The organism is Halococcus qingdaonensis (genome assembly GCF_024508235.1).
In the GTDB taxonomy this organism is placed as follows: Archaea; Halobacteriota; Halobacteria; order Halobacteriales; family Halococcaceae; genus Halococcus; species Halococcus qingdaonensis.
Window position 1 is genome coordinate 1,975,703 of the sequence record NZ_CP101943.1, and the last position, 25,846, is coordinate 2,001,548.

Consider the following 25,846-nt stretch of genomic DNA (forward strand, 5'->3'; position numbering starts at 1 on the left):
TCCGCCGGTTCGACGGTGTGCTATCGCACCGCAGACGGCCCTTATATACTAAAACCGATCGAGTCCCGCCTGTCGGCGCTGGCGTCCATCGGGATCGGCCACCCACGACGAGCGCCGCTCGCGTTCCGCGTCGACATCGACATCGGGTGGGGCCGCGGGTTCGTGACCGGCACACTCGACGCCACACTCGGCCGCCGGATGGACGAACCGTCCCTTCCACTCACAGTACGGTATCCCACGCGCGCCCGAGTATTCGCCGTCCGCCACCTTTGCGCAGTGCGGAAAGTCGTCGATGCGCCAGCCCTTCCCGTAGGCACGCTCGGCGATGCAGCGGCGTGCCCGTGCCTTTTCGGCTGGTTTCACCGGATCTATCGTCGTTCTCGTCGGTCGGCGATCGCCGATGTCGATGCCGTGTGCGGACGGTGAGAGCGGCGTCGGTTCGCGCAGCACCTCCCGAGTTCCCCGATCGGGATCGAACCGCCAGACGCCCACCTCGTCGGGGATCCGGTGGAGGTGCGCGCCGGTCACGTGCGAGGCGGTCGCAAGGATCACTTCGTCGAGCAGTCCGAGGCTCACGTCCCGCCGGAGCTGGGCTTCGAGAGCACCCGGACGACCGAGATCGGGTTTGTTCTCGATACCCACCAACTTCCCGAACCAGTCGTCGGGATAGCGCGCCGTCTGGCGAACGTATTCGCGCCCGCCGCGGCGCTCGCGCTCGAAGAAATCGATCTCGATCGCCCGGTCGGTCGCGGTTCGTGCCCGCTCAGGATGGCAGTCGAAACTATCCTTCCAGTAGCGCGCCGTGCCGACGCCGACGGCGCTCTCGATCGCGGTGTCGGGGATCTCGTGCGGGGTGAGTCGCGCCCGTGCGTCGAAATCGGGGCCGGGTTCGACGTGGACGATATCCATCACCCGGTTGCCGTTGAGGCTCGTGCCGAGCTGGCGGCTCACGATCCCCTCGACGTCGGCTTCGAGACGGGCACACAGCGCTAGCTCGAACGCGAACTCGCGCACGGTGTGACTAACGGCGGACGGGGCAAAAACGTCGCGCTCGCTGCAGTTCAGACCCCGAGCTCCGCGGCGAGATCGTGAATGCCCTCGATCGTGAGGGCCGGATCGCCGCCGAACGGCTCCCACGGTTGATCGTCGCGATCGATCCAGACACCCTGCATGCCAGCGTGTTCTGCTCCTTGGATGTCGAACCAGCCCGCCGAGACGTGAGCAATCTCGTCGATCGGCGTGTCAGTGCGCTCGGCCGCGTGGCGGTAGAGCGAGGCGTCGGGCTTGAACGTGCGAATCTCGTCGGCGCTCACCGTGTCCGCGACGAGATCGCCGATGGCGGCGCTCTCGATCATCGAATCGAGCATCTCCGGGTTCCCGTTCGAGACCACGTAGCAGTCGTAGCCGCCGTCGTTGAGCCGCTCGATGCCGTTGCGTACGTCGTCGAACACATCGAGGTCGTGGTACGTTTCGAGGATCGCCTCGCGTTCGTCCTCGGTGAGATCGATATCGTGGGCGGCGAGTGCGGCCGACAGCGCGTCGCGCAGGATCTCATAGAAGGGCTGGTATGCGTCGAGATCGCCGGCGACGAACGTGTACGCCAGCGAGCGCTCGCGCCAGAGCGTCGACACCGGTTCCGGGTTCGCGACGTGCTCGGCGAGCGCGCGCTCGACGCTCTCGACGTCGACGAGCGTACTGTACGAATCGAAAGTCACAGTTGTGACCTGATCAGGATCGAGGGCCATACACGAGCCAGTCGATGGTGGCTCTTCAACGCTTGCAGCGAAAAAGTGGTGAGCGGGCGTCAGCGGGTCGATCGAGCGGCCAGCGATGGCCCCGGCGGATCAGTCGTCAGTGACGTCCTTCGCGTAGCCACCGAGCAGTTCCGTGACCTGATCGAGGCTGTCGACGCCCTTGATGAACGGCGCGGCGCGGTCGACGACCTCCTGGACGCTCAGTCGCGGCTGGAACGCCTCGGGGAACGGGTTGCGAGCGCCCGAGCCGGCCGGAAACGGACTGTTGAGCACCCGAAGGTAGCTCGCGTGGCGGTTCTCGACGCCGTGGATCTGTGCGGCCGCCGCGAGATACTCCTCGGTGTCGACCGTCGGTGCAGCGCCGGTGTAGGCTCCGGCACCGGTGTCTTCGAGCGCCTGCGCGAGGCCGACGAACTCGACGGTGCCCTCGTAGGGGAACTCGAACTCGAGGTCACTGGCGAAGTCCGGATTGCTGCCGACCTCTTTGAGCACACCTTCGAGCGCCTCGACGTGAGCCTGCTCGTGGTCGCGGATCTGCTGGAAGCGCTGGAAGGTGGAGTAGCGTCGGGAGGGGTTGGCGAACTGCGCGGCGATGTCCGAGCGTTCGATGTCGTGCTCGCCGAGCTGACCGCCGTTACCGTTGCCCTCCGTCCCCATCTTGCCGACCGGCGCGGTGCCGACCGCCTCGGTGTAGAACGTGGCTTCGAGCCGTTCGAGGATCAGCGCGAACTTCACAATTTGAACGTCGGTGAGCGCGCCGTAGCCGAACTCGTTGGCGTCCTCGTAGTCCGAGTCGGAGTAGGGCTGTTCGCCGTGGGCAGCCGCCGCGGTGCCGCTGCCGAGCGCACCGAGGGCGGCGGCACCGGCCCCGACTTTCGCGGTGTTCGAGAGGAAGTTCCGCCGCGAGCGGAGTTCGTCGCCGATGCGGCCGAGTGGACCGCTCTTGCCGTCGGTCGTGGCGGTTTCGTTACGATCGAACTCCTCGTCGTCTCGTACTGTACGACCCGTGTCGGTGGTGGCGTCATCGGTCATGGTATGCCCCGTGCTTTCGCACACCACTATTCAGATTGATAACACGTATTAGTATTTCCCTGATTCGGACCCAAATTCGTGCCGAGTCGATGGACAGTCGTCAGGAGCGCTCGATGACCCGGAGGGTACGGTTCGTGCCGTGGCGGACGACGAACTCGTAGTCGGTCACGCCGTAGGGCAGTTGGACTTTCGCGGTGTAGCGCGCCAGCCCGCGACAGCTCCGGTTGGCGGCGTCGGTCGCCCGGTGATCGATCGAGAGGACGAACGTTCCGGGCGAACGCCTGCTGATGGTCGGTTCGGTGAGCACATTGGCGGCGTCCGGCAGGCTCACGTTGCCGGTGATCTCCAGATGGCGCGCGCCGAGCAGGCGGTAGCCCTCGATGGAGGCGTTGTTGCTCGCGTTGGGCGTACAGCCGGCGGCAGTGGTCGTCGACTCGAAGACGCTTGCCTCGTCGGCGACGACGTTGCCCGGCGAGCCGGCCGCGGCCTGAAACATGAGCGGATCGAAGACGAACACCGCGACGGCGATCGCGGCGAGGGCGAACACCGCGAGCACGAGCAGCGGCGCGAGGACGTTCGACAGCGTTCCGAGAGCAGCCATCGCCCGCTCGCGGCCCGACGGGTCCGACATGAAATTACGGTTACGGAGCACGAAACATAACCGTTTCCCCGGTGATGGATGGTCCATTCGGCCTCGAACGGCGGCCGTGATATATGGAACAGCAGGTTTATGAACGACTCGGGGCATAGTTGCCCTATTACTTTCGAGATGACACGGAACCACCAACAACCGGAGGTGAACATCGGGCTGGTCGGCCACGTCGACCACGGGAAGACGACGCTCGTGCAGGCGTTGAGCGGCTCGTGGACCGACCAGCACTCCGAGGAGATGAAGCGCGGCATCTCCATCCGGCTCGGCTACGCCGACGCCACATTTAGAGAGTGTCCCGGGATGGACGCACCCGAACGATACACTGTCGACGAGGAGTGTCCGGACGGCAGCGAGAGCGAGCCCCTCAGAACTGTGTCGTTCGTCGACGCACCGGGCCACGAGACGCTGATGGCGACGATGCTCTCGGGCGCGTCGATCATGGACGGCGCGGTGCTCGTCGTGAGTGCGACCGAAACCGTGCCACAGGCCCAGACCCAGGAACATCTGATGGCGCTCGATAGCATCGGCATCGACAACATCGTCATCGCCCAGAACAAGGTCGATCTCGTCGACAACGATCGCGCGCGCACGAACTACGAAGAGATCCAGGAGTTCGTCTCGGGAACGGTTGCCGAAGACGCACCCGTCGTCCCCGTGAGCGCCGGCCAGGAGGTCAACCTCGACCTGCTGATCCAGGCGATCGAAGAGGAGATCCCGACGCCCGAGCGCGATCCGGACGCCGCCGCACGGCTGCACGTCGCCCGGAGTTTCGACATCAATCGTCCGGGAACGCGCGCCGACGAGCTGCTCGGCGGCGTGCTCGGCGGCAGTCTCGTCGCCGGCGAACTCACCGCCGACGAGGAGATCGAGCTCCGCCCGGGTCGCGAGGTCGAACACGGTGGCCAGACGGAGTGGCAGCCGATCACGACCGACGTGCGCTCGCTGCAGGCCGGCGACGAGTCCGCCGAGAGCGTGACACCAGGCGGCTTGCTCGGCGTCGGCACCGGGCTCGATCCGAGTCTGACGAAGGGTGACGGGCTCGCCGGGCAGATCGCAGGCCCGCCGGGCTCGCTCCCGCCGACGCGCGAGGCGTTCACGATGGAGGTCTCGTTGCTCGATCGGATCGTCGCCAGCAGCGACGACGGGGAGAGCACGGACGTCGAACCCGTCTCGACCGGCGAGCCGCTGATGCTGACCGTGGGGACCGCCACGACGGTCGGCTCGGTCACGAGCGCGCGCGACGACGAGTGTGAGGTCGCGCTCAAGCGGCCGGTGTGTGCGGCCGCCGGCGCGAACATCGCCATCAACCGCCGGGTCGGAGCGCGCTGGCGACTCATCGGCGTCGGCACGCTGACCGAATGAACGAGAGGGTGCTCATGGACACGAACGCGCTGATGATGCCCGTCGAATGCGACGTCCGCGTCTTCGAGGAACTCGATCGGCTGCTCACCACGCCCGAACCGCTCGTGCCGCGAGCAGTGCTCGACGAACTCGACGCGCTTTCGGGGAACCACGGCGAGGAGGCCGTCGCGGCAAGCGTCGGACACGACCTGAGCGAGCGCTGTCGACCGATCGAACACGAGGCGACCGAGGCCGACGACGCCTGCGTCGAACTCGCCGGCGAGCGCTGCGAACTGGTCTGTACGAACGACCGCCCGCTGCGCGAGCGCGTTCTCGAACGGGGTGTGCCGGTCATCGGACTGCGCGGACGAAACACGCTAGCGATCACGGAGCCATAATGTACAAACGAGTTAGACTTACGGATACGGTAGAGGTACCGCCACAGCTGCTCGCGGACGTCTCCGCGGGGATGGTGAAACGACTGTTGCAGGACAAGCTCGAAGGGCGCTTAGACGAGGAGGTCGGCAGCATCGTCAGCGTCACCGAGGTCCACGACATCGGCGACGGGCGCGTGCCGCCCGGCCGGCGCGACCACGAGGGGTCGGTCTACTACGAGGCGGAGTTCGACGCCGTCACCTTCGACCCGCAGATGCAGGAGGTCATCGACGGCGAGGTCGTCGAAATCGTCAACTTCGGCGCGTTCGTCGGCATCGGTCCGATCGACGGCCTACTCCACGTCTCACAGATCAGCGACGAGTATCTCGCCTACGACGAGGACGGCCAGATGCTCGCCTCGCGCGAGTCGGACCAGACCCTCGGCGTCGGTGATTCCGTGCGGGCACGCATCGTCACCAAGAGCATCGACGAGCGCAACCCTCGGGACTCGAAGATCGGTCTCACGGCGAAACAGGTGGGATTGGGCAAGCACGGATGGCTCCGCGAGGAGCGCGAACCCGCGGCGGCGGGTGAGTGAGCATGGCGACCAGACGCGTCTGTCGCGAATGCCATCGCGTGCTCGACTCGCCCGACCAGCAGACCTGTCCGGCCTGCGGATCGTCGAGCCTGACCGAGGACTGGGCGGGCTACGTGGTCATCGCCCACCCGGAAACGAGCGAGATCGCCAGCGAGATGCAGGTCACCGAGCCCGGGCGTTACGCGCTGAAGGTGCGTTAGCGTGGCCGGCGGCGAGGGCGGATCGGACGATCCCGACGTGTTGCTCACGCTGCCCGACGAGCTCCGCGGCGCGTTCAAAGACCCCCTCGGTCCGATCCACACCGACGCGAGCCGTCTCCGTCCCGACCTCGGCGACCCAGTAATAACGGTCGGCGATGTCGTCACCCGCCATCTCACCCGGACCGGCGTGCGCCCGGATCTCGCAATCGTGGACTGGGTGACCGAGCGCGAAACCTTGCCCGAGAGCGAAAAACCGGATATCACGGGCTACGGCGAGCGCATCGACGTCGAGAACCCGGCAGCAGGACTCTCGGCAGCCCTCCTACGCGCGCTCGGCCCCGGTATCGAGCGGGGCGAGAAGACGGTCATCGTCGTCGACGGCGAGGAGGACCTGGCGACCGTCCCCGTGCTCGCGGTCGCCCCCGACGGCGCGAGCGTCGTCTACGGCCAACCCGGCGAGGGAATGGTCCACGTCCCGGTCGATGACGAGGCACGGATGCGGGCGCGCGAACTGCTCGCGGAGATGGACGGCGACGACCAGCGAGTGCGAGACGCGCTCGGCGGATTCTGACGGAGCGTTCGAGCGACCACGAGCACATCCGATCGGGGAAATCGTTTTGTTCACCGTCGAACTATTGGTTGTATGAACCGTCGTCGGTCCGTTTCGTTCGTCCGTGACGTCGTGGTCGCGACGGCGGTCGTCGTCGGGCTGTACGGGCTGGCGTTCGTCGAGTTTCAACCCGTTCAAATCCCCGGCTACTTCCTCATCGTGGGCTTCGATATGCTCGAAGCGACGCTCGGATCCGCAGGCTCGAATTACGACGTACTGTTTTACGCGTATCTGATCGGGTTGGGCGTGGTCAGCGGTGGCTTCGGCCATTTCCTCCGTGCGTGGACGGACGACGAGGTCCCCAACTGGCGACGCGGAGTGGCTGGCGCGCTCATCGTGGCAGGACTGCTGGCGTTTTCGTTCGCACTACTGGTGCCCGTCGGCCCCTCACAGTTGACGCCGGTTCTCATCGCCAGTGTGACCGGGCTGCTCTCGTTCGTGGTCGCAGGGTGGGTTACAGGGATGCTCGATCGAAACGGGATCGGTATTCCAGCGGACCGCGGATAGCGAGGGCGTATCGGAGCAGTTGTCCCCACATGACAAACCATTATTAAATGGCAGTTCGATCGATAGATTGGTGTGTGTTGGCGGTAGTGGTGACAACGGCTCGATCGTCGTGTCGAGCGGAGTAGTGAACGACGAAAACGAGCGGTACGCATCATGGACGAACTCACCGATCCCGGGACCCTGCGCGAGCGCGACGACATCGAGTTCTGCGAGATGGCTCCCGAGACACACCAGAGCCATTTCGAGCTGTACGAATCCATTGCGGGACTGGCAATCGTGGGCGTCACCGACGCGGACGGACGGCTGCTCCTCCTGGAACACGAGGACGCACCGTATCCGACGCTGCCCTACGGGAGGGTGGCTCCGGCGGACAGGTGGGTAGCGACCACGCGGGCGACGGTCGCGGATTCGACCGGTGTTGCAGTCACCGTCGACGATATGCGCCGAGTGCGCCACCACACCTACCGATCCGAGGCGGACGAAGAGACGACGGGCTACGACGTCGTCGTCGCTGCGTCGCCCGAGGGAGATGGCGATATCCCAGCAGAGGCAGGCCAGGAGTGGGTTCCAACGTGGCGCGACACCGCGACGATCGACCTGCCGGACGAGCCGGACAACGACGTGCTGAACGACATTCGACTGTTCGTGGACTGAAATGCGAGACGACGAAACGAACCTGCCGTTCGGCTCCGTGACTCGAAATCCTTTTGGCTGCGACAGGAGGACTGTTGACCAACATGGACATCGAGATCACCCGAGAGGAGGAGAACCCCATGCTCCATCGGACCGACGTGCGCTTCGAACTTACTCACGACGAGGAGACGCCGTCGCGGCTCTCCGTTCGCGACAGTCTCGCCGCGCGACTCAACAAGGACGCCGGCGAGGTCGTCATTCACGAGCTCGACACGGCGTTCGGGATGCGCACGACGCTCGGCTACGCGAAAGTCTACGACTCGGCCGACGACGCCCGCGAGGTCGAGCAGACCTACATGCTCGAACGCAACAAGATCGGCGTCGACGAGGAAGACGACGAGGCGAGCGCCGAGGCGGAGGAAGCCTGATGGCCCGCCACGAGCTCTACGACGAGGACGGCTCGACCGACCGTGAGCAGTGTCCCCGCTGTGGCGACGCCTTCCTCGCCGCCCACGACGACCGTGTGCACTGCGGGCGCTGTGGCTACACCGAGTGGAACTGAGGCGATGGCCCGACCCGAGGCGAACCGCATCGTGAAAGCGCGACCGGCGACGAAGCCGTGAGCGAGCGACTGCGCGTCCTCGGCATCGAGGGCACCGCGTGGGCGGCGAGCGCGGCGCTCTACGACACCGAGACCGACGACGTGTCGATCAGTTCCGACGCCTATCAGCCCGACAGCGGCGGCCTTCACCCGCGCGAGGCGGCCGAGCACATGCGCGAGGCGATCCCGGTGGTCGTCGAGGAGATTCTCGGCGAAGCCGATTCGATCGACGCCGTCGCCTTCTCGCGCGGGCCCGGTCTCGGCCCGTGTCTGCGCATCGCGGGGACGGCCGCCCGCGCGCTCGCGCTCTCGCTCGACGTGCCGCTCGTCGGCGTGAACCACATGCTCGCCCACGCCGAGATCGGCCGGCATCGCTCGGGCTTCGATGCACCCGTCTGTCTGAACGCCAGCGGCGCGAACGCCCACGTCCTGGCCTTTCGAAACGACCGCTATCGCGTGCTCGGCGAGACGATGGATACCGGGATCGGCAACGCGCTCGACAAGTTCACCCGCCACGTCGACTGGTCGCATCCCGGCGGGCCGAAGATCGAGCGCGCCGCCCGCGACGGCGAGTACGCGGAACTCCCCTACGTCGTCACCGGGATGGACTTCTCGTTTTCGGGCATCATGAGCGCCGCCAAGGAGGCCGTCGATGGCGGGACGCGGATCGAGGACGTCTGTTTCTCCTTGCAGGAGACGACGTTCGCGATGCTCGCCGAAGTGGCCGAGCGCGCGCTCTCGCTGACGTCGAGCACCGAGCTCGTCCTCGGGGGCGGGGTCGGGCAGAACCAGCGACTGCAGGCGATGCTCGGCGAGATGTGCGAGGCTCGCGGCGTCGATTTCTTCGCGCCCGAAGCACGCTTTCTGCGCGACAACGCGGGCATGATCGCCGTGCTCGGCGCGAAGATGGTGGCGGCGGGCGACACCATCGCGGTCGCGGACTCGCGGGTCGATTCTGGGTTCCGCCCCGATCAGGTGCCCGTGACGTGGCGCGAAGAAACGGAGACACAGTGGAGCGAACGCCCGACCGAGGACACGTTGCAGGGGGCCGAAGCGCTGGTCGAGATCGACGGCGAGCGCGTGCGAAAGCGCCGTCTGCCGAAGTCGTATCGCCACCCGACGCTCGACGAGCGACTGCGCCGCGAGCGCGTCGTGCTCGAAGCGCGCCTCACGAGCGATGCGCGCCGGCAGGGGGTGCCGACGCCGCTCGTCCTGGACGTCGACACGGCAGAAACGCAGCTGACCGTCGAGTACGTCGGCGAGAGCGATTTCCGGGCGGTGCTCGACTCGAAGGAAGGGATGGCTCGCGTACGCGACGTCGCCGACCATCTCGCGACGCTGCACGGGGCGGGCATCGCCCACGGTGATCCGACGACGCGCAATGTCCGCGTTAGCGGGTCGGGAGACGACCGAACCTACCTCATCGATTTCGGGCTCGGTCACTACACCGACGACGTCGAAGACCATGCGATGGACTGCCACGTCTTCGAGCAGTCGCTCGCGGGCACGGCGGCCGATCCCGAAGCGCTCCGTGAGGCGTTCGAGGCGGCGTACGCTGAAGTGGGTGACAACGACGTGCGAGAGCGCCTTCGCGCGATCGAGGGGCGCGGGCGCTACCAGTAAATCACTTAACGGGGGCGGTCGTAGCGGGACGCATGGCAGACGAACGACCACCGTCCGGCGAGATATTCGGCGTCCCGTACAACTTCGAGCGACCGAGCCTCGGGCGGATGCTGTCGGCATACTGGCAGCCTGACGAGGAGATGCTGGTGAAGAAGCCGTTCGGCGTCGGCTACACCCTCAACCTCGCCAACTGGCGGTCGTGGGTCGCACTCGCGGTCGTGGCCGCACTGCTCGTCCAGGAGAACCGTGGCGAGGACGAGAGCTACGGGGACGAGGAGGAAGAGCCGGTCGAAGTCATCGTCGACTGAGAACCGGACCGACGGCTACTTTTCCGCGACTCGCCGAGAGCGGCCATGCTCCAATACGTGACGACCAACGAGGGAAAGGTCCGCGAGGCTCGCGACTACATGGCCTGCGAGCAGTTCGACTTCGACTACACCGAGATCCAGAGCGACGAGCTCGGCGCGATCGCGGCCCACGGCGCGCGCGAGGCCTATCGCGAGGCTGACGCACCGATCCTCGTTGACGACGCCGGGCTGTTCGTCGATGCACTGGGTGGCTTTCCCGGCCCCTACTCCTCGTACGTCGAGGATACCCTCGGCATCGAACGCGTCCAGCGACTCGTCGCCGACGAGGAAAACCGACGGGCGGCCTTCCGCTGTGTGCTCGCCTACTGCGACGGCAAGGAGTTCGCGGCGAGCCCCGACCCGGTCGATCGAGACGACCGCGCGCTCGCTGCTGCGGGTGATGGGAACGACGAAAGCGACTCCGGACTGCCCGTGAAGCTCTTTTCGGGCACCGTTCGCGGGCGGATCGTCCCGCCGCGCAGCGAGGGCGGGTTCGGCTACGATCCGATCTTCGAGCACGAGGGATCGACGATGGCCGAGATGGCCGTCGATGAGAAGAACGCCATTTCCCATCGCGGGCGCGCGCTGGCGAAATTCGGCGAGTGGTATCACGAGCGACGGGCGGCACGAACGGAGTGAGGGCCGCCGGAGAGCGAACGGGCTCCGCCCGTGAGCAGAGAACGATCCGTGAGCGAAGCGAGTAATCCCTCGAATGGAGGAAAAGCTGGATTGCTGACTGGCGGCGACAGCAGAACAGCCACCGTGCGAGACGACGAGTCCTGACGAAAACGAGAACCGCACGCCACACCCTCCCCAACCGATTCCTTCGCTCACTTCGTTCGCTCAGTCATCCCTCGCGCGAGTCGCTTCGGACGGCGCTCGCTGCGCTCACGCCGCTCCGCTCCCGCGCGCCACTGGCTTGGGGGGTGTGTCGATGTATCGTGCAGATCGAATCTGCACGACCGTTCCGTTTGACCGTCTACGGGTGCAGATCGGGGATGTGTACGTTCGCCCCGCAACCCGAACGGACCGCACCGCGCTGGCGGAGCTCCACACGGCTGCCGTCGAGGCATTCGGTCCCGACGGCTACGCTGCAGAACAGGTGGACGAGTGGGCTGGAGCCGACGAGCGCTCGCCGGCGGACTATACGGTCGACGCCGCTGGCGAGCATTTCACCGTTGCCGTCAGAGAGGGTGCGGTCGCCGGCTTCGGCCACCTCGTTCTCGATGTGGAGGAGGTTCACGCCGTCTACGTCCATCCGGACCGCGCACGCCGCGGCGTCGGAAGTGCGCTGCTCGCCGAGTTAGAGGGGTATGCCCGCGGTCACGGCTGCACCGGACTCGCCCTCCAGTCGTCGCTGAACGCCGTCGAGTTCTACGAGCGAGCAGGCTACGAGCGAGTCGGTGGGGGCGAAAGCCCGGGCGGACTGGCGGTCGTCGAGATCGAAAAAGAGCTGTAACTCACGCGCGCGGGTCGCGATCCGGACCGGGGTAGTCGCCGCCGACGATGGTGGGGTAGAGCGCTTCGGGATCGAACAGTCCGCAGAACCCGGCGGGATGTTTGACGCTCGTGGCGACGTGCTCGCGGATGCGGACGCCGGTCTCGGCCGTGCGGAGCGACTCGTCGAACGAGAGCAGGTGGGCGGCGTCACCCGCTGCCGCCGAGGCGAGCGCCGGGTGATCCTCTGACGGGTGGTCGATACACACACGGAGATCGTCGATGCGCTCACGCCAGTTGTCGGCGAGAGAAGGGTCGGCGAGTTGCGCGATGACGGCGTGTGCGTCGGCGAGCAGCGGATCGCTCGCGACGAGCGAGACCCAGGAATGCGCGCGCACGAGATCCAGGGCATTGCGGGCGTCGCCATCAACGAGGAGGTCGGCCGCGAGCACGTCGGCGTCGGCGACGACGCGCGCCGGATCAGGTTCATCCATCGCTGCGCTCCCCGTTCGTCCGCTGCTCGACGAGCGTGCTCTGGATGGCATCGATCGTCACGTCGTGTTCGCTGGCGCGCTCGAACAGTTCCACCCATGAAGAGTCGGGCATGGGAGAACTCCGGTCGCCGTCGACAAAACGGCTTGCGCTCGATTCGGTGTTCGTCCGGACCCGCGGCCCGGAACGACTATTGCCACGACGGGCGAGCGGGAGGGCATGAGCATCGTCGTCATCTCGACCGGCGGCACGATCGCCTCGACCGAGGCAGCCGACGGCGCTGCCGCGCCCGATCTGACCGGCGAGGAGCTCGTCGCGGCGATCCCGGAGCTAGGATCGGTCGCCGACGTGCGGACCCACGAGTTCACGAACGTGCCGAGCCCGCATCTGACGATCGACCGAATGCAGGCGCTGTCGGCGCTATGTGCCGAATACGACACCGACCCGTCGATCGACGGCATCGTCGTCACGCACGGCACCGACGTTCTCGAAGAGACAGCGTACTTCCTCGATCTGACCTACGGCGGGGAGACGCCGGTCGTGCTGACGGGCGCAATGCGCAATCCATCGCTCGCGAGTCCCGACGGATCGGGGAACCTGCTGGCGAGCGTCCGCACGGCGGCGAGCGAAGGTGCACGCGATCGCGGTGTCCTGGTCTGTCTCGACGACCGCGTCCACGCCGCACAGGACGTGACGAAGACGAACACGATGGCGCTCGATAGCTTCCGCTCGCCCGAGTTCGGCCCGCTCGCGACCGTCGACGAGAGTCGCGTCGTCTGGCATCGCGCCGTCGCGGACGGTGGACCGGTGTTCGACGTTAGCGACGAATCGCTGACGAACGACGTCCACGCCGTGACCGTCACGGCGGAGATGCCCGTGGCACAGCTCGATTGCGCCAGGGGGGCCGCCGGGCTCTGTCTCGCGACGACCGGCGCGGGCCACATCCCGCCGACGATCGTCCCTGCGCTGGAGGAGCTCCGCGATGCTGGCGTCCCGCTGGCCGCCACGAGCCGCTGTCCCGAGGGGCGACTCGCGCGAGAGACCTACGGCTTCGAGGGGAGCGAGCGAACGCTCCAGGAACTCGGGATCTACTACGCGGCGCGAAACCTCCAGAAGACGCGCATCGCGACCGTCGTCGGGCTGGCCGCCGACGCGCTGGACGAGCTGTTCGAGCGACCGGAGCGGTGAGAGAAGTCGGCGAGGACAGAGCAGTGACTCGAACGTGTCGGTCGAGGAGGAATACTGTTTTCGTCGAGCACTCCCCACCACCGGTGTGAGCACTGCTACCGACGACGATCCGAACGGCCACAAACGACCGCTCCGCTACATGATGGGCCTCCTCTACATCGGTGCGGGCATACTCCATTTCGTCGCACCGAGGGTCTACACGCGGGTCGTACCGCCACGATTTCCCAAACCGGTCGCGCTCGTCTACCTCTCCGGGCTCGCCGAGATCGTTCTCGGAAGCGGCGTGCTGCTGCAGCGGACGCGGCGTCGCTCCGCGTGGGGGATCATCGCGCTGTTGGTTGCGGTCTTTCCGGCGAACGTCCAGATGGCGACGAGCGACGTGGCGACCGATGCGGTGCCCGACCGGATCGAGGGGATCGCGCGGGCGGCACTATGGATTCGACTCCCGCTCCAAGGGGTCCTGATGCTCTGGGCGTGGTGGTATACGCGTTCGACCGCTGAAACGACCGAGTGAGAGTGGAGTAGTTTTCAACCATACACAATCATCTGAACGATCGACATGGACCACCATTCCGTATTGCAGTATGGGATTTATGGCTGGGTCGCACGGCGCTTTTACCCGCGGCAGGCCAAGGGCGAGCGATGGTGCGCAACGTCGCAAGCGAGATGGCCGATCTCGACACGGAGGACTTCTATCTCCTCTCCGGCGTCGAGCAGGGGATGCGGTTCAGCGAGTGGGTCAACCGGAGGAAACTACCCGACTTCGCCGATCTCACGCCGGAAAATGTCGATTACCATCTCGATCGCTGTGCGGACCGGGGGTTGCTCGAACGCCGGACCATCCAGTACGAGGGCTACAAGCTCACCTTCGAGGGGTACGACGCGCTCGCGCTCCACACGTTCGCCGAGCGCGGCACCATCGAGGGAATGGGTGCACCGCTCGGCGTCGGCAAGGAAAGCGATGTCTACGAGGTCGCCTCCTACACGCCGTTCGCGCTCAAGTTCCACCGCGAAGGCTACACCAACTTCAGGGAGGTGATGAAAGAGCGCGAGTACACCGCCGACCGCGAGCACGTCTCCTGGATGTACACCGCCCGCAAAGCCGCCGAACGCGAATACGACGCGCTCGAAACGCTCTACCCCGAGGTATCGGTCCCCAGACCGGTCGATCAGAACCGCCACGCGGTCGTCATGGAGAAACTCGCCGGTGTCGAGCTCTCGTCGGCGGCACTCGACGCCGAGCAGGCGGCCGGCGTCTGTGATCTCGTGTTGCAGGAGGTCGCGACGGCCTACGAGGCGGGCTACGTCCACGCCGACATGAGCGAGTACAACGTCTTCGTCGCGGACGACGGCGTAACCGTCTTCGACTGGCCACAGGCCGTCCCGACCGATCACGCGAACGCGACCGAGTTCCTCGAACGCGACGTCGAGAACCTGCTCGGCTACTTCACGCGGAAGTATCCGAGCGCCATGCCGACGGTCGACGCCGAACGGATCGCCGACGCCATCGTCGAGGAAACGTTCGAACAGTTAGAAGGCACCTCATAAATCCCATACGACGATAGCAATTGCGTGGATTGCCGGCGCGCAGCGATCACTCGGCCACTCGTGGGTCGACGACGAGAGAGACGACGTCCTGCACGAAATTACCGAGAACGCCGACGAGCACGATCACCAGGGAGGTGCCGAGAATCACCGGCATGTCCCGTGACTGGATGGCTGAAGTCGGCTAGATGGCCGCCGAATGCACAGACTGGGCGTTCGTTGCAGCCGTTTTCCTGATGTGCCAAACAAGCTGTGGATGGGGTCGGATCGCAATTTCAGAATCATCGCATCAAAGCGCGAAACAAATATCTGCCCGATAGAGCTGTCGCTCACGAACGGGCTCACAGGGGGTTGACCGAGCCTCAGTCAGGCGGATCTAGGCCGTAACACTGCTTGGCGACGGTCAGGAACTGGTTCGCGGCCACTCGCGGTGCGTACGTGCGGTTCTCGCCGTCGATGGCGAGTTTCACCAGCAGATCAACCAGCCGCCAGACGTTGTAGAGCACGCATGCGAACGCGAAATTGAAGAACCGATAGTCGCGCTCGGTCGAGGTGGTTCGCACCATGAAGTGCTTCTGCTTCTTGAACCCGTTCTCGATACCCCAGCGATGGCGATACCAGCGAATTAGCCGCTCGATCATGTGGACGAACGCTCTCGCGTCCATCTGCTGACCGTCGACGTCACCGGCGGTTACGTAGGGATGATTCGTCTCGAAGACGACGGTACCGGCAGTGTCAACGTCGCCGTTCTCTGCTTTCTGTTTGCGCTCTTCGACTTCCTCTTCACGTTGGATGTCCGCGATCAGCCGTGAGAACGACATTCCTTCGCTCGGTTCACCCTCTATATCGTCGAACTCCCACTCGCCGCACATCTCTTGCCATACCTCCGAGAGACCGTTGTCTTCGTCCGCATCGTTCGAGCGCGACTGCTTCGGGAGGTAGACCTGCTTGCGCGTGGGTGTCCCATCGTCGGCCTCCTCCTCGGTGACGTGAAACCGTTCTCCGTTGCGGTACATCCACGCGATGATGTCGGCCTCGTCGCTATTGGTGTAGATACGCGTCGGGTTGAGGTAGTGGACGCCGTATTCCTCGCAGGTGCCTTTCACCGACTTGCTGTCGAACTCGCGGTCCATCATCACGAGATCGAGATTCACCATCTCGGTTGCCTCCGACAGGAGTTTCTCGACGATCTCGTCTTTCGATTGGCCGCGCACGCGCGGGATAGCGTCAAGCACCAGCGGAACATCTCTCCCAACGATTTTGAGCACCGCCCACTGGTAGTACTCGTTTTGACCCCTGTATCCGAGGATGTCGTCCTCGTGACCCTCTGGGTCGCCGGTAAACGGGAACCCCTTGGTCACGTCGATGGCTGCCCAGAGCTTGCCGGTGAGTTCGCCGTGCTGGCGCGCACGGGCGATCAGCATCCGCGTGGTGTTGCGGAGCATCGAGCGGATGTCGTCGACCGAGAGCTTCCCGATCTGGTAGCGGTGAGTCGAACCTGTTGGGATACGCTCGCGCGTGGTATCGAGCGAGAACGACGCCGGGCCACTGCGCGCGTACATGTCCTCGCGCATCCCCATGTAGGCGTGTTGCTCCCAGAAGGCGTTCTCGTGGATCTCCCAGTTCTGGCCGCGATCGAGTGCGAAGGCGTCGGTCACGAACGGCTTAGACTGCTGCCACACCTCGTCGGTCCTCTCGGCAACGAGCTGGTGTTCGGGACGGCTATCGACGTCGGATCCATCCGGATCGTCGCTGCCGATTCGGTCAGGAAGCGGAACCCCGCAGGTGCGTGCAGCCATCACAATCGCGTCGGCGCATGCCTGTACGGCGTCACGCAGGTCCTCGCTGAATCGTTCGTTCCATGCCCGCCAGAACGTCGATTGATTCGGGAGCGTCTCGAAGCCGAGCTGACGACGGAGTGAGGGATGCGCTCGGAGATGGTCGTGGAGCGCGGTTTCGTCCCAGCTGTTGACCTCCTTGAGCAGGCACGCTCGAACCAGTAGCGCCATCGAATACGGTCCCGAGTACGGTGCGAGCGAATCATGGGTGGTGAACGTGAGGTAGTCGATCGGCAGATCACAGACCAGCGCTTCGACGTCGGCGTAGTCCTCACAATGCTCGCAGCGCGTCTGTGCGACGGTGGTGACGTCTGCGACGAATCCGCTGAGATCATCACCTACACCATCGGCTTCGTCGTCGAAAAACTGTAACCGTCCGGTATTAGCGATGTCGGCGAGATCCGGTGAGAGGATCTCCGTGGTCCCGTTCGATCGGTCTGCGGCCGGTGGCTGCGTGTCGATACGTGTGTCCGGATCGGATGAGTCGGTCTCCGACGCTGAATGATTAGCCATGACATCTGAATCACCGTCATCACAAGCTACCCGACAGACGGACGCTGGGCGATGTCTCGCCCGTTACGTGCGTCCAACTGTGGTGCGGTGAGTACTGTGTCATGGGTTGGTTTCTGCCGAGTACGACGAACGTCTCACCACCCGGACATAGTGGGTTCGATTTCTCTGAGCCTTCGGCGGAGTCGGGCCATAATTTGAACTCGCTGTGAACGCTTCTCCCATACGATACTATTTCGGTTTTTCTTGGATTCGACTGGATGTGTATCTCGGGCATCGAGTGGCGAGAGATCCGTCTCGCCGGCATCGACTTTCGCGCGTTCGAGCCGCCACTGATCGTTGTCGAACGGGATGTCGTAGTTTGCCTCGGCTCGTGCGAGGATGCTTCGAATCTTCGAGTCGGGTATCTCGAAGAACGCGGCAGTCGCCTTCTTCTCGCGGCCCTTGCAAACCTCGCGGATGAAGCTCTGGACACGGACGTACTCGGCGGGCACTTGCTGGAGGAACCCGTCCTCGACCGTGTAGCCGAACGGTGGTCGACCGACACGCTTGCCATCGGCGAGAGCGGCGTCGATGCCTTCCTGAACGCGTGAGCGGATCATCTTGCGCTCGGCGTCAGCGAACACCATCATCATGTTGAGCATCATCTCGGCCATCCAATCGTCCTCTCCGACCGTCCCGATGGGCTGGTTCACGAGGTCGATGTCGATGTCTTTCTCGCGGAGATCATCGACGAACCCGGCGAGGTCTGCGAACGATCGCCCGAGCCGGTCGAGTTCGTGGGCGACCACTACATCGTACTTGGCGACGTGCTCACGGAGACGCTGGTACTCTTCCCGTGAGGCAGAGGCTCCACTCTCGCCGAGATCGCAAAACCACTCGATCTGGTTGCCCTCCTCGCTGTACTTCTGGCGGATCGCACGCATCTGGCGGTTTTCGTTTTGGTCGTCAGTCGAGACGCGGACGTAGGCGGCGATTTGCATAGTGAATTCGGACACCCTAACGACATCGCCGATCAGCATATAAAGTACGGGGGTTTTCTGGTCGATCTCGAAAACAGGTGTTTTTCATGCCGTTCATGATCTGCACGGGATGGAACTACGACAGATGAATGGCGATTTGGATTGCTTGATGATGGAGGCTGTTCTTGATCCGGAACGGAGTCCTCTCTGAATCGTGGTCACGAGGCGTCAATTATCTGCTTGGTCATTAGTGAACAACGCGAGAAGCTCGTCAGACACACCATCACGGGAGAAGACTGTCGCGAGGTCATCTGCCTGAATAACCGTATCCCCCCTGGGCGTAAGTATCGTGTTTTCTCGTTCGATGGCAACGACTAACACGTCTGCACCAATCAATCCGTCATCGTTTGCTTCACGCAGTGTGCGGCCAGCGACCGGCGCGTTGGCTGAGACGGTGAGCGAGACTACTTCAGCGTTCCCAGCGAGACTCATGAAATCAGCCATTGACTGTTCTGCGAATCCTTCTTCAGGACCGAATGGTTGATACGGAGTAACATATTCGCGCTGGAGCAACCCCTCGTCAACAATGTCGACGCCGAGTTCTGAAAGCGCCCTGCTCACTTGCGTGAGATCGCTTGTATCCGATCCGACGACAGTCACATGGAGACTTCCCTGCCCAGTCATCAGCTCCCGAACGTTCACGACGCCTGGAACTCGGAGCATCTGCTTTGCAAGCTTATCTCGCTCTGAAACATCTGCATCACAGACAAGAACGTTCGTAAGAGAATCGTTAGCATGCTCGTAGTCGATAGATGCGTGATAGCCATTGATGATCCCACTGTCTTCCAGTTGGTTGATCCGGTTGCGTATCGTTCCGGCTGAGACGTTGACCTCCTCTGCAATCATCGGGGCGGAGGTATTGCGAGCGTCCTCAGCGAGGTGGTATAGAATACGCTTGTCAATCTCGTCAAGTCGGTTCGCCATGCATAGCATGGTTCCCGCGCCATCATACGTGTTTTTCACTCACTGTCCTCTGGACTCTCTGATCCAGTGTTTCAGTCCACTACATCCCCCGACGAATAAGCATATCAGAGATATTGTCAGGCGTCTTTAATGAATCCCGTTCAGTGATCCGGTACTGGATCGGATTCGAATAACGAACACACTGCGTCAAAATTACTGATTCAGCAATAGAGGAGGTGAATTTATGGTCCTTCAGAAAAATGGTAGGGTATGTACGCTACTCCCAACCGGGCCCTCGATTCGCCTGTGGTACACTGCGGCGTTCGTGCGAACCATCAGAGATACACCACTGCTAGATCAGTGCGCTCACTCACGGGTGACTGAACAATGAATTCAGCAACACAGTATGGAACCGGGCTTTCTGAAGGCCAGTACCGTCTACTCGTTCCTGCCTTTATCGAAGACACACCGGAGGATACAGAACGACGCTTGCGGACTGCGGCGGCCATTGCTCGCGAACGTGGTGGGGGGCTCATGATAGCCTGTATTGCCAGATTCGCACGACAGACCCCACTCGATGCAATTCCATCGGATAATCCGGCTCTCGACGAGGCCCGTGATACAACAGCGGCGTACGTCGAGACTGCTGAGAAAACAGGTGTTCCAGCCGAAGGACATATTTATGTGACACACCGGGAATCGCCGTCAGTCCTCGATGCAGTCGAGAAGTACGACTGTAATGGAGTGCTGCTGACTGTCGAGGCTGGACACTCACAGCGACGACGCCTGCTCGGCGGGGATACAACCGAAAAAGTCGCGGCTCGTGCCGAGTGCGATGTCTTCGTCGAGAAACAAGCCACAGAGGACACACCGATTCAGCAAATCCTCCTCGCAGTGAGTAGCGGCCCACACTCAGAGATCGCTGCCAGAACGGCGCGTGCGATCGCCAACGATGTGGATGGACAGGTTGATATCGTCCATTTTCTCGATCAGGACGCTACGCCGGCCGAACAAGACGATGGAGAGCAGATCATCGAGACAGCAAAACGGGATCTCTTTGATGACGGACAGGCCGAAACCAGCCTCGAATGTACAGAGCACGTCGCTGAAGCGATCATTGATCGCTCGGATGAGTACGATGTCACGGTACTGGGGTCGCCGACTAGTGGTCTGCTCGAACAGTTCGTCTTCGGAACGGTCCCGGACTCAGTTACCCAACAAAGCGAGAATGCAGTGGTGATGGCCCAACACGACACTGGCAGTACGTCAGTGTATGACCGTTGGATTGCGGGTGACCCGATTGAATGAGGCTGTTGAACAGCGCTGGTGAAACGAGCGAACTGAGCGTCAGAGCACTCCACCAGCTGCTCTCGATGCACACCGCCCACTATTGATGATGACTGATCCTACTCAAGAGACGACTTCGGCCGGAGATGAGCCGGGGGCAGTAGAGACGGAGCTCTCCAGAGATATGAGCCTCACTGACATCACGATGATCGGTGTCGGTGCGATGATCGGTGCCGGTGTGTTCGCGCTCACTGGCTTTGCCGCGGGCATCGCTGGCCCCGCGATCACAATGGCATTTGTCCTCAATGGAATCGTTGCGCTGTTCATTGCGATTTCGTACGCCGAACTCGGCGCAGCGTTCCCTGAGGCTGGCGGCGGCTATCTCTGGGTGAAAGAGGCATTGATTGATCCGAATGGCTTCTACGCAGGATGGATAAGTTGGTTTGCTCACGCCGTCGCGTGTGCGCTTTATGCTGTGACCTTCGGTGTGTTCTTCACCGAGTTCTTCGTCGTCTTTACCGATCTCGGACGTGAATTCGCGCTCTTCGGGTTCCTTACACGCCCCATCCTCGAAAAGGCAATCGCAGTGGTGGTCATCGCCGCGTTCGCGTATATCAACTATCGTGGTGCGGGAGAGACCGGGAGCGCAGAGTTCGTTGTCGTTGCTATCAAACTCGTGATTCTCGGTTTGTTCATTCTCTTCGGTGCTCTCGCTACATTCAGTAACCCGAACTGGCCGGCGACGTTCCTTTCACAGCCCAGGTTCGTTCCGGCTGGTATCGCCGGTATCATCGGTGCGATGGGCTTCACTATGATCGCGTTCGAAGGATACGAGATCATTGTTCAATCCGGTGAGGAGGTCGTCAATCCGGGCGAGAACGTCCCCAAGGCGGTGTTCTACTCGCTTGTGATCGTGGTTCCGATTTACGTACTGGTCGCGTTTGCTCTCATTGGCGGGCTCGACATAACCCCTGAAATCCTTGATATTGCCGGTATCAGTAGGCCACCGGATCAAGTGTTCGTCTGGCAGGTACTACAAAATCTCGGCGAACTCGGGCTGATTCGCGCGGCTGAACAGTTCCTGCCGTACGGTGCTCTTCTTTTGATCGTCGCGGGGTTGGCTTCGACGACAAGTGCGCTCAATGCGACGGTGTACTCCTCTAGTCGAGTGTCGTTTGCGATGGGACGCGACCGCGTGCTGCCAGGGATGTTTAATGATATCCATCCCGAGAAGAAAACCCCACATATCGCAATCTTCATCTCAATGATTCTCATCATGGCTATGGCGGTCGCGCTGCCTATCGAGAGCGTCGCTGCCGCGGCTGACATTATGTTTATTCTACTGTTTTTGCAAGTGAACTGGACAGTCATCAAAATGCGGAGCACTCACCCGGACCTCCCGCGCACCTTCGAGATCCCGTACATGCCGTGGCCGCCGATCATTGGTATCGCTCTCCTGCTGATTCTGTTGCCGTTCATCATCTACGAACTCGGGCTGGAGGCCATCGGCGTCGGGACCAGCAACGAGGGTCTCATCGCTCTCGGCGTGACTGCGATCTGGATGGCTCTCGGCCTCATCATCTACTACGGGTATTCCTCAGAGAAGCAAGCCAAGAAGTTGGAGGAAGAAACCCCGACGCTCTCCACTGAACAGACACCTGCCAACCGTGGGTCTCAACTTGTCGTCCCTATTGCTAATCCTGAGAGCGCGGAGCCGTTGATGCGAAGTGCCATTGACATCGCCCGCGATATGGATGCCGAAATACACGTTGTCAGTGTCGTGACGGTTCCTCAGCAGACGCCGCTCAATGAAGGTCGGAGATTTGTGGATAACGAACGCGAGACGCTTGAGGAAGCGATGTCGATTGCCGAGGAGGCTGATATTCCTGTAAGAGGGACGATCCGTATTGGCCACGATGTTGCCCCGGCCATTCTGAACACGGTCGAACAGCACGACAGCGATGCGATTCTCATGGGGTGGCGGGGTCGCAGCCGGCGTACAGACTTCGTGCTCGGTAGCAACGTCGATCAGGTCGTGACACAAGCCCAATGCAACGTACTCGTTGAACGAATCAGCCCCGTCGAAGACGTCGATTCGATCCTCCTACCGACGGCAGGTGGCCCCCATGCTGAGTATGCCGTAGGGATCGCTCGGGCGATCGCTCGTCCGCAGGACGCGCGTATCAACGTGGTATACGTAATCGATCCCGGAGCCGACGAAAACGAGCGCGAAAGAGCTCGTGAGCGGCTGGAATCGGCCACCGATGCCATCGGAAACTACGATCGCGTCGAAAGCACGCTTCTCGAAGGGATGAATATTTCCGAGCGTATCATCGAAGAGAGCGACAACCACGATTATACCGTCATTGGGGCCACGAGAGAAGGCCTGTTACAGCAGATCGTCTTCGGTGGTATCCCCGAAGAGGTTGGGCGACGGGCAAAGCATACGGTGATCATGGCGAAGCGATACCAGGGACTCACGTCCCGCCTGACGCGCTGGTTCAGAAGCTGGACACCATCGAACGATGAAACCGAGGAGATCACACAATGAATTCCGACAACAATCCAACGCCACCAGATGCACTGCCGTCATCGATAGCAACCGAACTCAGCCAGCTCGATGGTGAAACACTCCGTGCTGCCCTCGATTATGGACAGGCTCTGTTGAACACTCGAACCTCATCGAAAATCGAAGCCGGGCCCAACGAGGAAATCGTCTCCATCGAAGATCATGGAACCCATACGACCGTGATCAAGCGCGAGGATTGCGCTGATGGGTGCGATGAGTGCCCGCATGGACCGTATCTCTACCACGTGCGATCGGAGGAACACATCAATGGTGAGGAGAACCTCCACTGGGTCTATATCGGGGAGGTGGTCGACGAATGTACATCGTGATCGTCGGCGCAGGTGATATCGGCACACCCCTGATCGAGATCGCCACCGCTGGTGGTAACGAGGTCGTCGTGATCGAACGTGACGAAGCGAGGGCTGAGGAAGCCGCTACCAAATACGACTGTCTCGTACTCAACGATGATGCGACGCTCAAGGACACGCTCGAAGACGCCGGAGCCGACCGCGCGGACGCACTGATCTCGTCGACCGAACAGGACGCAACCAACATCATGGTCTGCTTGCTTGCCCAGGAACTCGACGTCCCGAACGTCGTCTCAGTCGTTCATGACCCCGAACACCTGAACGTCTTCCGGCAGATCGGTGTCAATGGAATGGAGAACCCACAGCGCCTTATCGCCGAGTATCTCTATCGCGCAGTGAAACGGCCGTCTATTGTCGACTTCATGCGTATCGGTGACCAGGCGGAAATTTTCGAGATTAGCGTTGGCGAAGAAGCTTCCATCGCCGGTCAAACACTCACTGAAGCTGATACAGAGGGACTACTCCCCGAGGAGACGCTCGTCGTCGCTATCGATCGCAACGGTGAGGAACCGATTACCCCTCGTGGTGACACGCGTATCGAGGCGGGCGACTTGCTTGTGATATATTCGGCTAGGGGAGCGATACCAGAAGTCACGGATGTTTTCGGCCACTACGAAGATCATGCTGGGAGTCTGAGAAACAGACGTGAGCAGCGATAGATGCGTCATGGATCCACCGTTGCCGGCATTCCCGCGGATCTCGCGACGATCGCCCGCGACATCGGCTCGCTGCTACTGATCGAGTCGGCACTTATGGGCGTCTCGGCGCTGGTCGGGCTTGCGTTCGGCGAGTACGGCGTCGCGCTCGCGTTCTTCCTCGCGACGCTGGCACCACTTGTGGTCGGCGGGGCCGCCAGGCACGTCTTCAGCGATGCGTCCGTCCCGCAGACGAAACATGGTATGGTGATCGCCGCCGCCGGCTGGCTGCTCACCGCGCTGTTCGGCGCACTCCCCTTTTTCCTCTCGGCACACCTGCTCTCGCCAGCCGCCGCGGCCACCTACGTCCCCGAGGGAGCGAGCTACACTGCATCGAGCCTCCAGTACTTCGCGAACCCGCTGCACGCCGTCTTTGAATCGATGTCAGGCTGGACCGGCAGTGGGCTGACGATGGCGGTCCACGAGCCATCGCTGCCGCGCGCGCTGCTGTGGTGGCGCTCGCTCACCCAGTGGGTCGGTGGCGTCGGCGTGATCGTGCTTACCGTGTCGATCCTCTCGCGCTCGGGCAGCGGGAGCTACACGCTCTACCGTAGCGAGGCTCGCGAAGAGCGTATCCATCCAAGTATCGTTTCGACCGTACGAACGGTCTGGAAGATCTTCCTCGGCTACACTATCCTCGCCGTTATCGTCCTCTTCGGTGCACTGCTCGTGAGCGAGCCGCTGGCACCGGCCGCGGCCGCCTGGCAGGCCCTCAACCACGCGATGACCAGTCTGGCTACGGGCGGATTCTCGGTAACAGACAACTCGATCGCTACCTACGACTCGCCGCTGATCGAGACCGTCCTGTTACCCATCATGACCCTCGGCGCGATTGCCTTCCCGGTTCACTACACCGTCCTCAAAAACCGCGATCTCCATGCGTTGTTCGACGACCTCCAGACACGCTGGCTGTTCGTTCTGCTTGGGGTGGGGGTCGCCGTTTTGACCCTCCAGAATTTCCAGACGTTCGCCCCGGCACTCTCGCTACGCGATTCAGCTTTCCAGTTCGTCAGCGCGCTCTCCTGTACGGGCTTTCAGTCCTCGCCAGTCGGTCAGTGGAGTGCAGGTGGGAAACTCATCATATCCGGCGCGATGGTACTTGGTGGAGCAGCTGGCTCGACGGTCGGTGGCATCAAGATCATCCGAGGCTACACGATCGCATGTGGCATCCGCTGGCAGTTCTCCCGCGTGTTCCTCCCTGTTAGTGCCGTCGTAAACACTCACATTGGCGACCGGCAACTCAACAGAGAAGAGATGGAACGCGAGTTCAGCGAGGCTGCTATTGTGAGTTTGCTCTGGGTACTCGTTCTGATAGGAGGAAGTATTGCCCTCTCGAATCTGATCGGATCGGGATTCAGCTATGCGGATGCTCTATTCGAGGTGGCAAGTGCACAGGGCAACGTCGGGCTTTCGACAGGAATTACTGGCCCCTCGATGCACCCGATCGCAGAAGGTATGCTCGTGATCAATATGTGGATCGGACGACTCGAAATCATTCCGGTACTCGTATTTGCTCGTTCACTGATCTACGGGCTCAATCCATAGGTTAACATCATCACCTATGAAATCGTACAGGTGAATTACTCAAAGGAGCGATCTCGAATATAATTCTGACAGGGAAAATTTCGAAATGGGTCTTGCATGATAAATCCATCTAGCACTATTTCTGCTGTGAAAAAGCGCTGGCGCTCTACCAAGGCTAGTGTATAATGAATCCAC

At 62.4% G+C, this 25,846-nt stretch carries 29 protein-coding genes; 21 read left to right on the forward strand and 8 right to left on the reverse strand.

Going from position 1 to position 25,846, the window contains the following annotated elements; genetic code table 11:
* Nucleotides 1-48: 48 nt before the first annotated feature.
* The 4 genes from NO363_RS10180 to NO363_RS10195 all read right to left on the reverse strand — a co-directional run bounded on the left by NO363_RS10180 (nucleotide 49) and on the right by NO363_RS10195 (nucleotide 3,417).
* Entirely contained in the window at nucleotides 49-1,014 is a 966-nt protein-coding gene (locus NO363_RS10180) for a DUF5787 family protein (protein ID WP_256684856.1), read from the reverse strand.
* A 47-nt stretch (nucleotides 1,015-1,061) separates the two neighbouring features.
* A complete protein-coding gene (locus NO363_RS10185) occupies nucleotides 1,062-1,745 on the reverse strand; it encodes a haloacid dehalogenase type II (RefSeq protein ID WP_256684858.1) in 684 nt (227 codons plus the stop codon).
* Between the two features lie 99 nt (nucleotides 1,746-1,844).
* Entirely contained in the window at nucleotides 1,845-2,786 is a 942-nt protein-coding gene (locus NO363_RS10190; protein WP_256684859.1) for a ferritin-like domain-containing protein, read from the reverse strand.
* A 100-nt stretch (nucleotides 2,787-2,886) separates the two neighbouring features.
* Nucleotides 2,887-3,417, reverse strand: a complete 531-nt coding sequence (locus NO363_RS10195) for a hypothetical protein (RefSeq protein WP_256684860.1) — start codon at nucleotides 3,415-3,417, stop codon at nucleotides 2,887-2,889.
* A 138-nt stretch (nucleotides 3,418-3,555) separates the two neighbouring features.
* Between NO363_RS10195 and NO363_RS10200 the strand changes: the two genes are divergently transcribed.
* From NO363_RS10200 to NO363_RS10260, 13 genes are all read left to right on the forward strand, one after another.
* Nucleotides 3,556-4,800, forward strand: coding sequence for a translation initiation factor IF-2 subunit gamma (locus NO363_RS10200; RefSeq protein ID WP_256684861.1), 1,245 nt, complete (start codon nucleotides 3,556-3,558; stop codon nucleotides 4,798-4,800).
* Complete coding sequence (locus NO363_RS10205; protein WP_256684863.1) at nucleotides 4,797-5,177, forward strand: type II toxin-antitoxin system VapC family toxin; 381 nt, start codon at nucleotides 4,797-4,799, stop codon at nucleotides 5,175-5,177. Before NO363_RS10200 ends, NO363_RS10205 begins: the two co-directional genes overlap by 4 nt.
* A complete protein-coding gene (locus tag NO363_RS10210; protein ID WP_004051246.1) occupies nucleotides 5,177-5,752 on the forward strand; it encodes a DNA-directed RNA polymerase in 576 nt (191 codons plus the stop codon). The genes NO363_RS10205 and NO363_RS10210 overlap by 1 nt, the downstream gene beginning before the upstream one ends.
* A gap of 2 nt (nucleotides 5,753-5,754) precedes the next feature.
* Nucleotides 5,755-5,952, forward strand: coding sequence for a transcription elongation factor subunit Spt4 (gene spt4, locus NO363_RS10215; protein ID WP_049997674.1), 198 nt, complete (start codon nucleotides 5,755-5,757; stop codon nucleotides 5,950-5,952).
* A 1-nt stretch (nucleotide 5,953) separates the two neighbouring features.
* The gene (locus NO363_RS10220) at nucleotides 5,954-6,523 is read left to right on the forward strand and encodes a GTP-dependent dephospho-CoA kinase family protein (protein WP_256684867.1); all 570 of its coding nucleotides are present in this window, start codon (nucleotides 5,954-5,956) and stop codon (nucleotides 6,521-6,523) included.
* A gap of 72 nt (nucleotides 6,524-6,595) precedes the next feature.
* On the forward strand, nucleotides 6,596-7,069 hold the full coding sequence (locus NO363_RS10225; protein ID WP_256684869.1) for a hypothetical protein: 474 nt from the start codon (nucleotides 6,596-6,598) through the stop codon (nucleotides 7,067-7,069).
* Between the two features lie 153 nt (nucleotides 7,070-7,222).
* Nucleotides 7,223-7,723 carry an NUDIX hydrolase gene (locus NO363_RS10230; RefSeq protein ID WP_256684872.1) on the forward strand — a complete coding sequence of 167 codons (501 nt, stop codon included), beginning with the start codon at nucleotides 7,223-7,225 and terminating at the stop codon, nucleotides 7,721-7,723.
* 83 nt (nucleotides 7,724-7,806) lie between these two features.
* Nucleotides 7,807-8,130, forward strand: a complete 324-nt coding sequence (locus NO363_RS10235; protein ID WP_256684873.1) for a 30S ribosomal protein S24e — start codon at nucleotides 7,807-7,809, stop codon at nucleotides 8,128-8,130.
* Nucleotides 8,130-8,264, forward strand: a complete 135-nt coding sequence (locus NO363_RS10240; RefSeq protein ID WP_007739492.1) for a 30S ribosomal protein S27ae — start codon at nucleotides 8,130-8,132, stop codon at nucleotides 8,262-8,264. The genes NO363_RS10235 and NO363_RS10240 overlap by 1 nt, the downstream gene beginning before the upstream one ends.
* 57 nt (nucleotides 8,265-8,321) lie before the next feature.
* On the forward strand, nucleotides 8,322-9,926 hold the full coding sequence (locus NO363_RS10245; protein ID WP_370525555.1) for a bifunctional N(6)-L-threonylcarbamoyladenine synthase/serine/threonine protein kinase: 1,605 nt from the start codon (nucleotides 8,322-8,324) through the stop codon (nucleotides 9,924-9,926).
* Nucleotides 9,927-9,958: 32 nt separating this feature from the next.
* The gene (locus tag NO363_RS10250; RefSeq protein WP_256684877.1) at nucleotides 9,959-10,234 is read left to right on the forward strand and encodes a DUF5808 domain-containing protein; all 276 of its coding nucleotides are present in this window, start codon (nucleotides 9,959-9,961) and stop codon (nucleotides 10,232-10,234) included.
* A 45-nt stretch (nucleotides 10,235-10,279) separates the two neighbouring features.
* Nucleotides 10,280-10,912 carry a non-canonical purine NTP pyrophosphatase gene (locus NO363_RS10255; protein ID WP_256684879.1) on the forward strand — a complete coding sequence of 211 codons (633 nt, stop codon included), beginning with the start codon at nucleotides 10,280-10,282 and terminating at the stop codon, nucleotides 10,910-10,912.
* A gap of 361 nt (nucleotides 10,913-11,273) precedes the next feature.
* A complete protein-coding gene (locus tag NO363_RS10260) occupies nucleotides 11,274-11,732 on the forward strand; it encodes a GNAT family N-acetyltransferase (RefSeq protein ID WP_256684881.1) in 459 nt (152 codons plus the stop codon).
* Nucleotide 11,733: 1 nt separating this feature from the next.
* On the opposite strand, the gene NO363_RS10265 is transcribed toward NO363_RS10260, so the two are convergent.
* Complete coding sequence (locus NO363_RS10265) at nucleotides 11,734-12,204, reverse strand: DUF7384 family protein (protein ID WP_256684882.1); 471 nt, start codon at nucleotides 12,202-12,204, stop codon at nucleotides 11,734-11,736.
* Nucleotides 12,205-12,421: 217 nt separating this feature from the next.
* Between NO363_RS10265 and NO363_RS10270 the strand changes: the two genes are divergently transcribed.
* From NO363_RS10270 to NO363_RS10280, 3 genes are all read left to right on the forward strand, one after another.
* Entirely contained in the window at nucleotides 12,422-13,390 is a 969-nt protein-coding gene (locus NO363_RS10270; RefSeq protein WP_256684884.1) for an asparaginase, read from the forward strand.
* Between the two features lie 85 nt (nucleotides 13,391-13,475).
* Nucleotides 13,476-13,904: a DoxX family protein gene (locus NO363_RS10275; protein ID WP_256684886.1), complete on the forward strand. Its 429-nt coding sequence runs from the start codon at nucleotides 13,476-13,478 to the stop codon at nucleotides 13,902-13,904.
* A gap of 128 nt (nucleotides 13,905-14,032) precedes the next feature.
* Nucleotides 14,033-14,938: a serine/threonine-protein kinase RIO2 gene (locus tag NO363_RS10280; RefSeq protein WP_256684888.1), complete on the forward strand. Its 906-nt coding sequence runs from the start codon at nucleotides 14,033-14,035 to the stop codon at nucleotides 14,936-14,938.
* Between the two features lie 359 nt (nucleotides 14,939-15,297).
* On the opposite strand, the gene NO363_RS10285 is transcribed toward NO363_RS10280, so the two are convergent.
* The 3 genes from NO363_RS10285 to NO363_RS10295 form a co-directional block, all read right to left on the reverse strand.
* Nucleotides 15,298-17,286 carry a transposase gene (locus tag NO363_RS10285; protein ID WP_256684890.1) on the reverse strand — a complete coding sequence of 663 codons (1,989 nt, stop codon included), beginning with the start codon at nucleotides 17,284-17,286 and terminating at the stop codon, nucleotides 15,298-15,300.
* Between the two features lie 134 nt (nucleotides 17,287-17,420).
* Entirely contained in the window at nucleotides 17,421-18,266 is an 846-nt protein-coding gene (locus NO363_RS10290; protein WP_256684891.1) for a recombinase family protein, read from the reverse strand.
* Between the two features lie 207 nt (nucleotides 18,267-18,473).
* On the reverse strand, nucleotides 18,474-19,229 hold the full coding sequence (locus NO363_RS10295; RefSeq protein WP_256684893.1) for an Lrp/AsnC family transcriptional regulator: 756 nt from the start codon (nucleotides 19,227-19,229) through the stop codon (nucleotides 18,474-18,476).
* Nucleotides 19,230-19,595: 366 nt separating this feature from the next.
* On the opposite strand from NO363_RS10295, the gene NO363_RS10300 reads away from it, so the two are divergent.
* From NO363_RS10300 to NO363_RS10320, 5 genes are all read left to right on the forward strand, one after another.
* Nucleotides 19,596-20,516, forward strand: coding sequence for a universal stress protein (locus tag NO363_RS10300; RefSeq protein WP_256684894.1), 921 nt, complete (start codon nucleotides 19,596-19,598; stop codon nucleotides 20,514-20,516).
* Nucleotides 20,517-20,604: 88 nt separating this feature from the next.
* Nucleotides 20,605-23,046, forward strand: a complete 2,442-nt coding sequence (locus tag NO363_RS10305) for an amino acid permease (protein WP_370525556.1) — start codon at nucleotides 20,605-20,607, stop codon at nucleotides 23,044-23,046.
* Nucleotides 23,043-23,393, forward strand: coding sequence for a hypothetical protein (locus NO363_RS10310; protein ID WP_256684897.1), 351 nt, complete (start codon nucleotides 23,043-23,045; stop codon nucleotides 23,391-23,393). Before NO363_RS10305 ends, NO363_RS10310 begins: the two co-directional genes overlap by 4 nt.
* Nucleotides 23,381-24,091: a potassium channel family protein gene (locus NO363_RS10315; protein WP_256684898.1), complete on the forward strand. Its 711-nt coding sequence runs from the start codon at nucleotides 23,381-23,383 to the stop codon at nucleotides 24,089-24,091. Before NO363_RS10310 ends, NO363_RS10315 begins: the two co-directional genes overlap by 13 nt.
* Nucleotides 24,092-25,672: a TrkH family potassium uptake protein gene (locus NO363_RS10320; RefSeq protein ID WP_256684899.1), complete on the forward strand. Its 1,581-nt coding sequence runs from the start codon at nucleotides 24,092-24,094 to the stop codon at nucleotides 25,670-25,672. It abuts the gene before it with no gap.
* Nucleotides 25,673-25,846 lie beyond the last annotated feature (174 nt).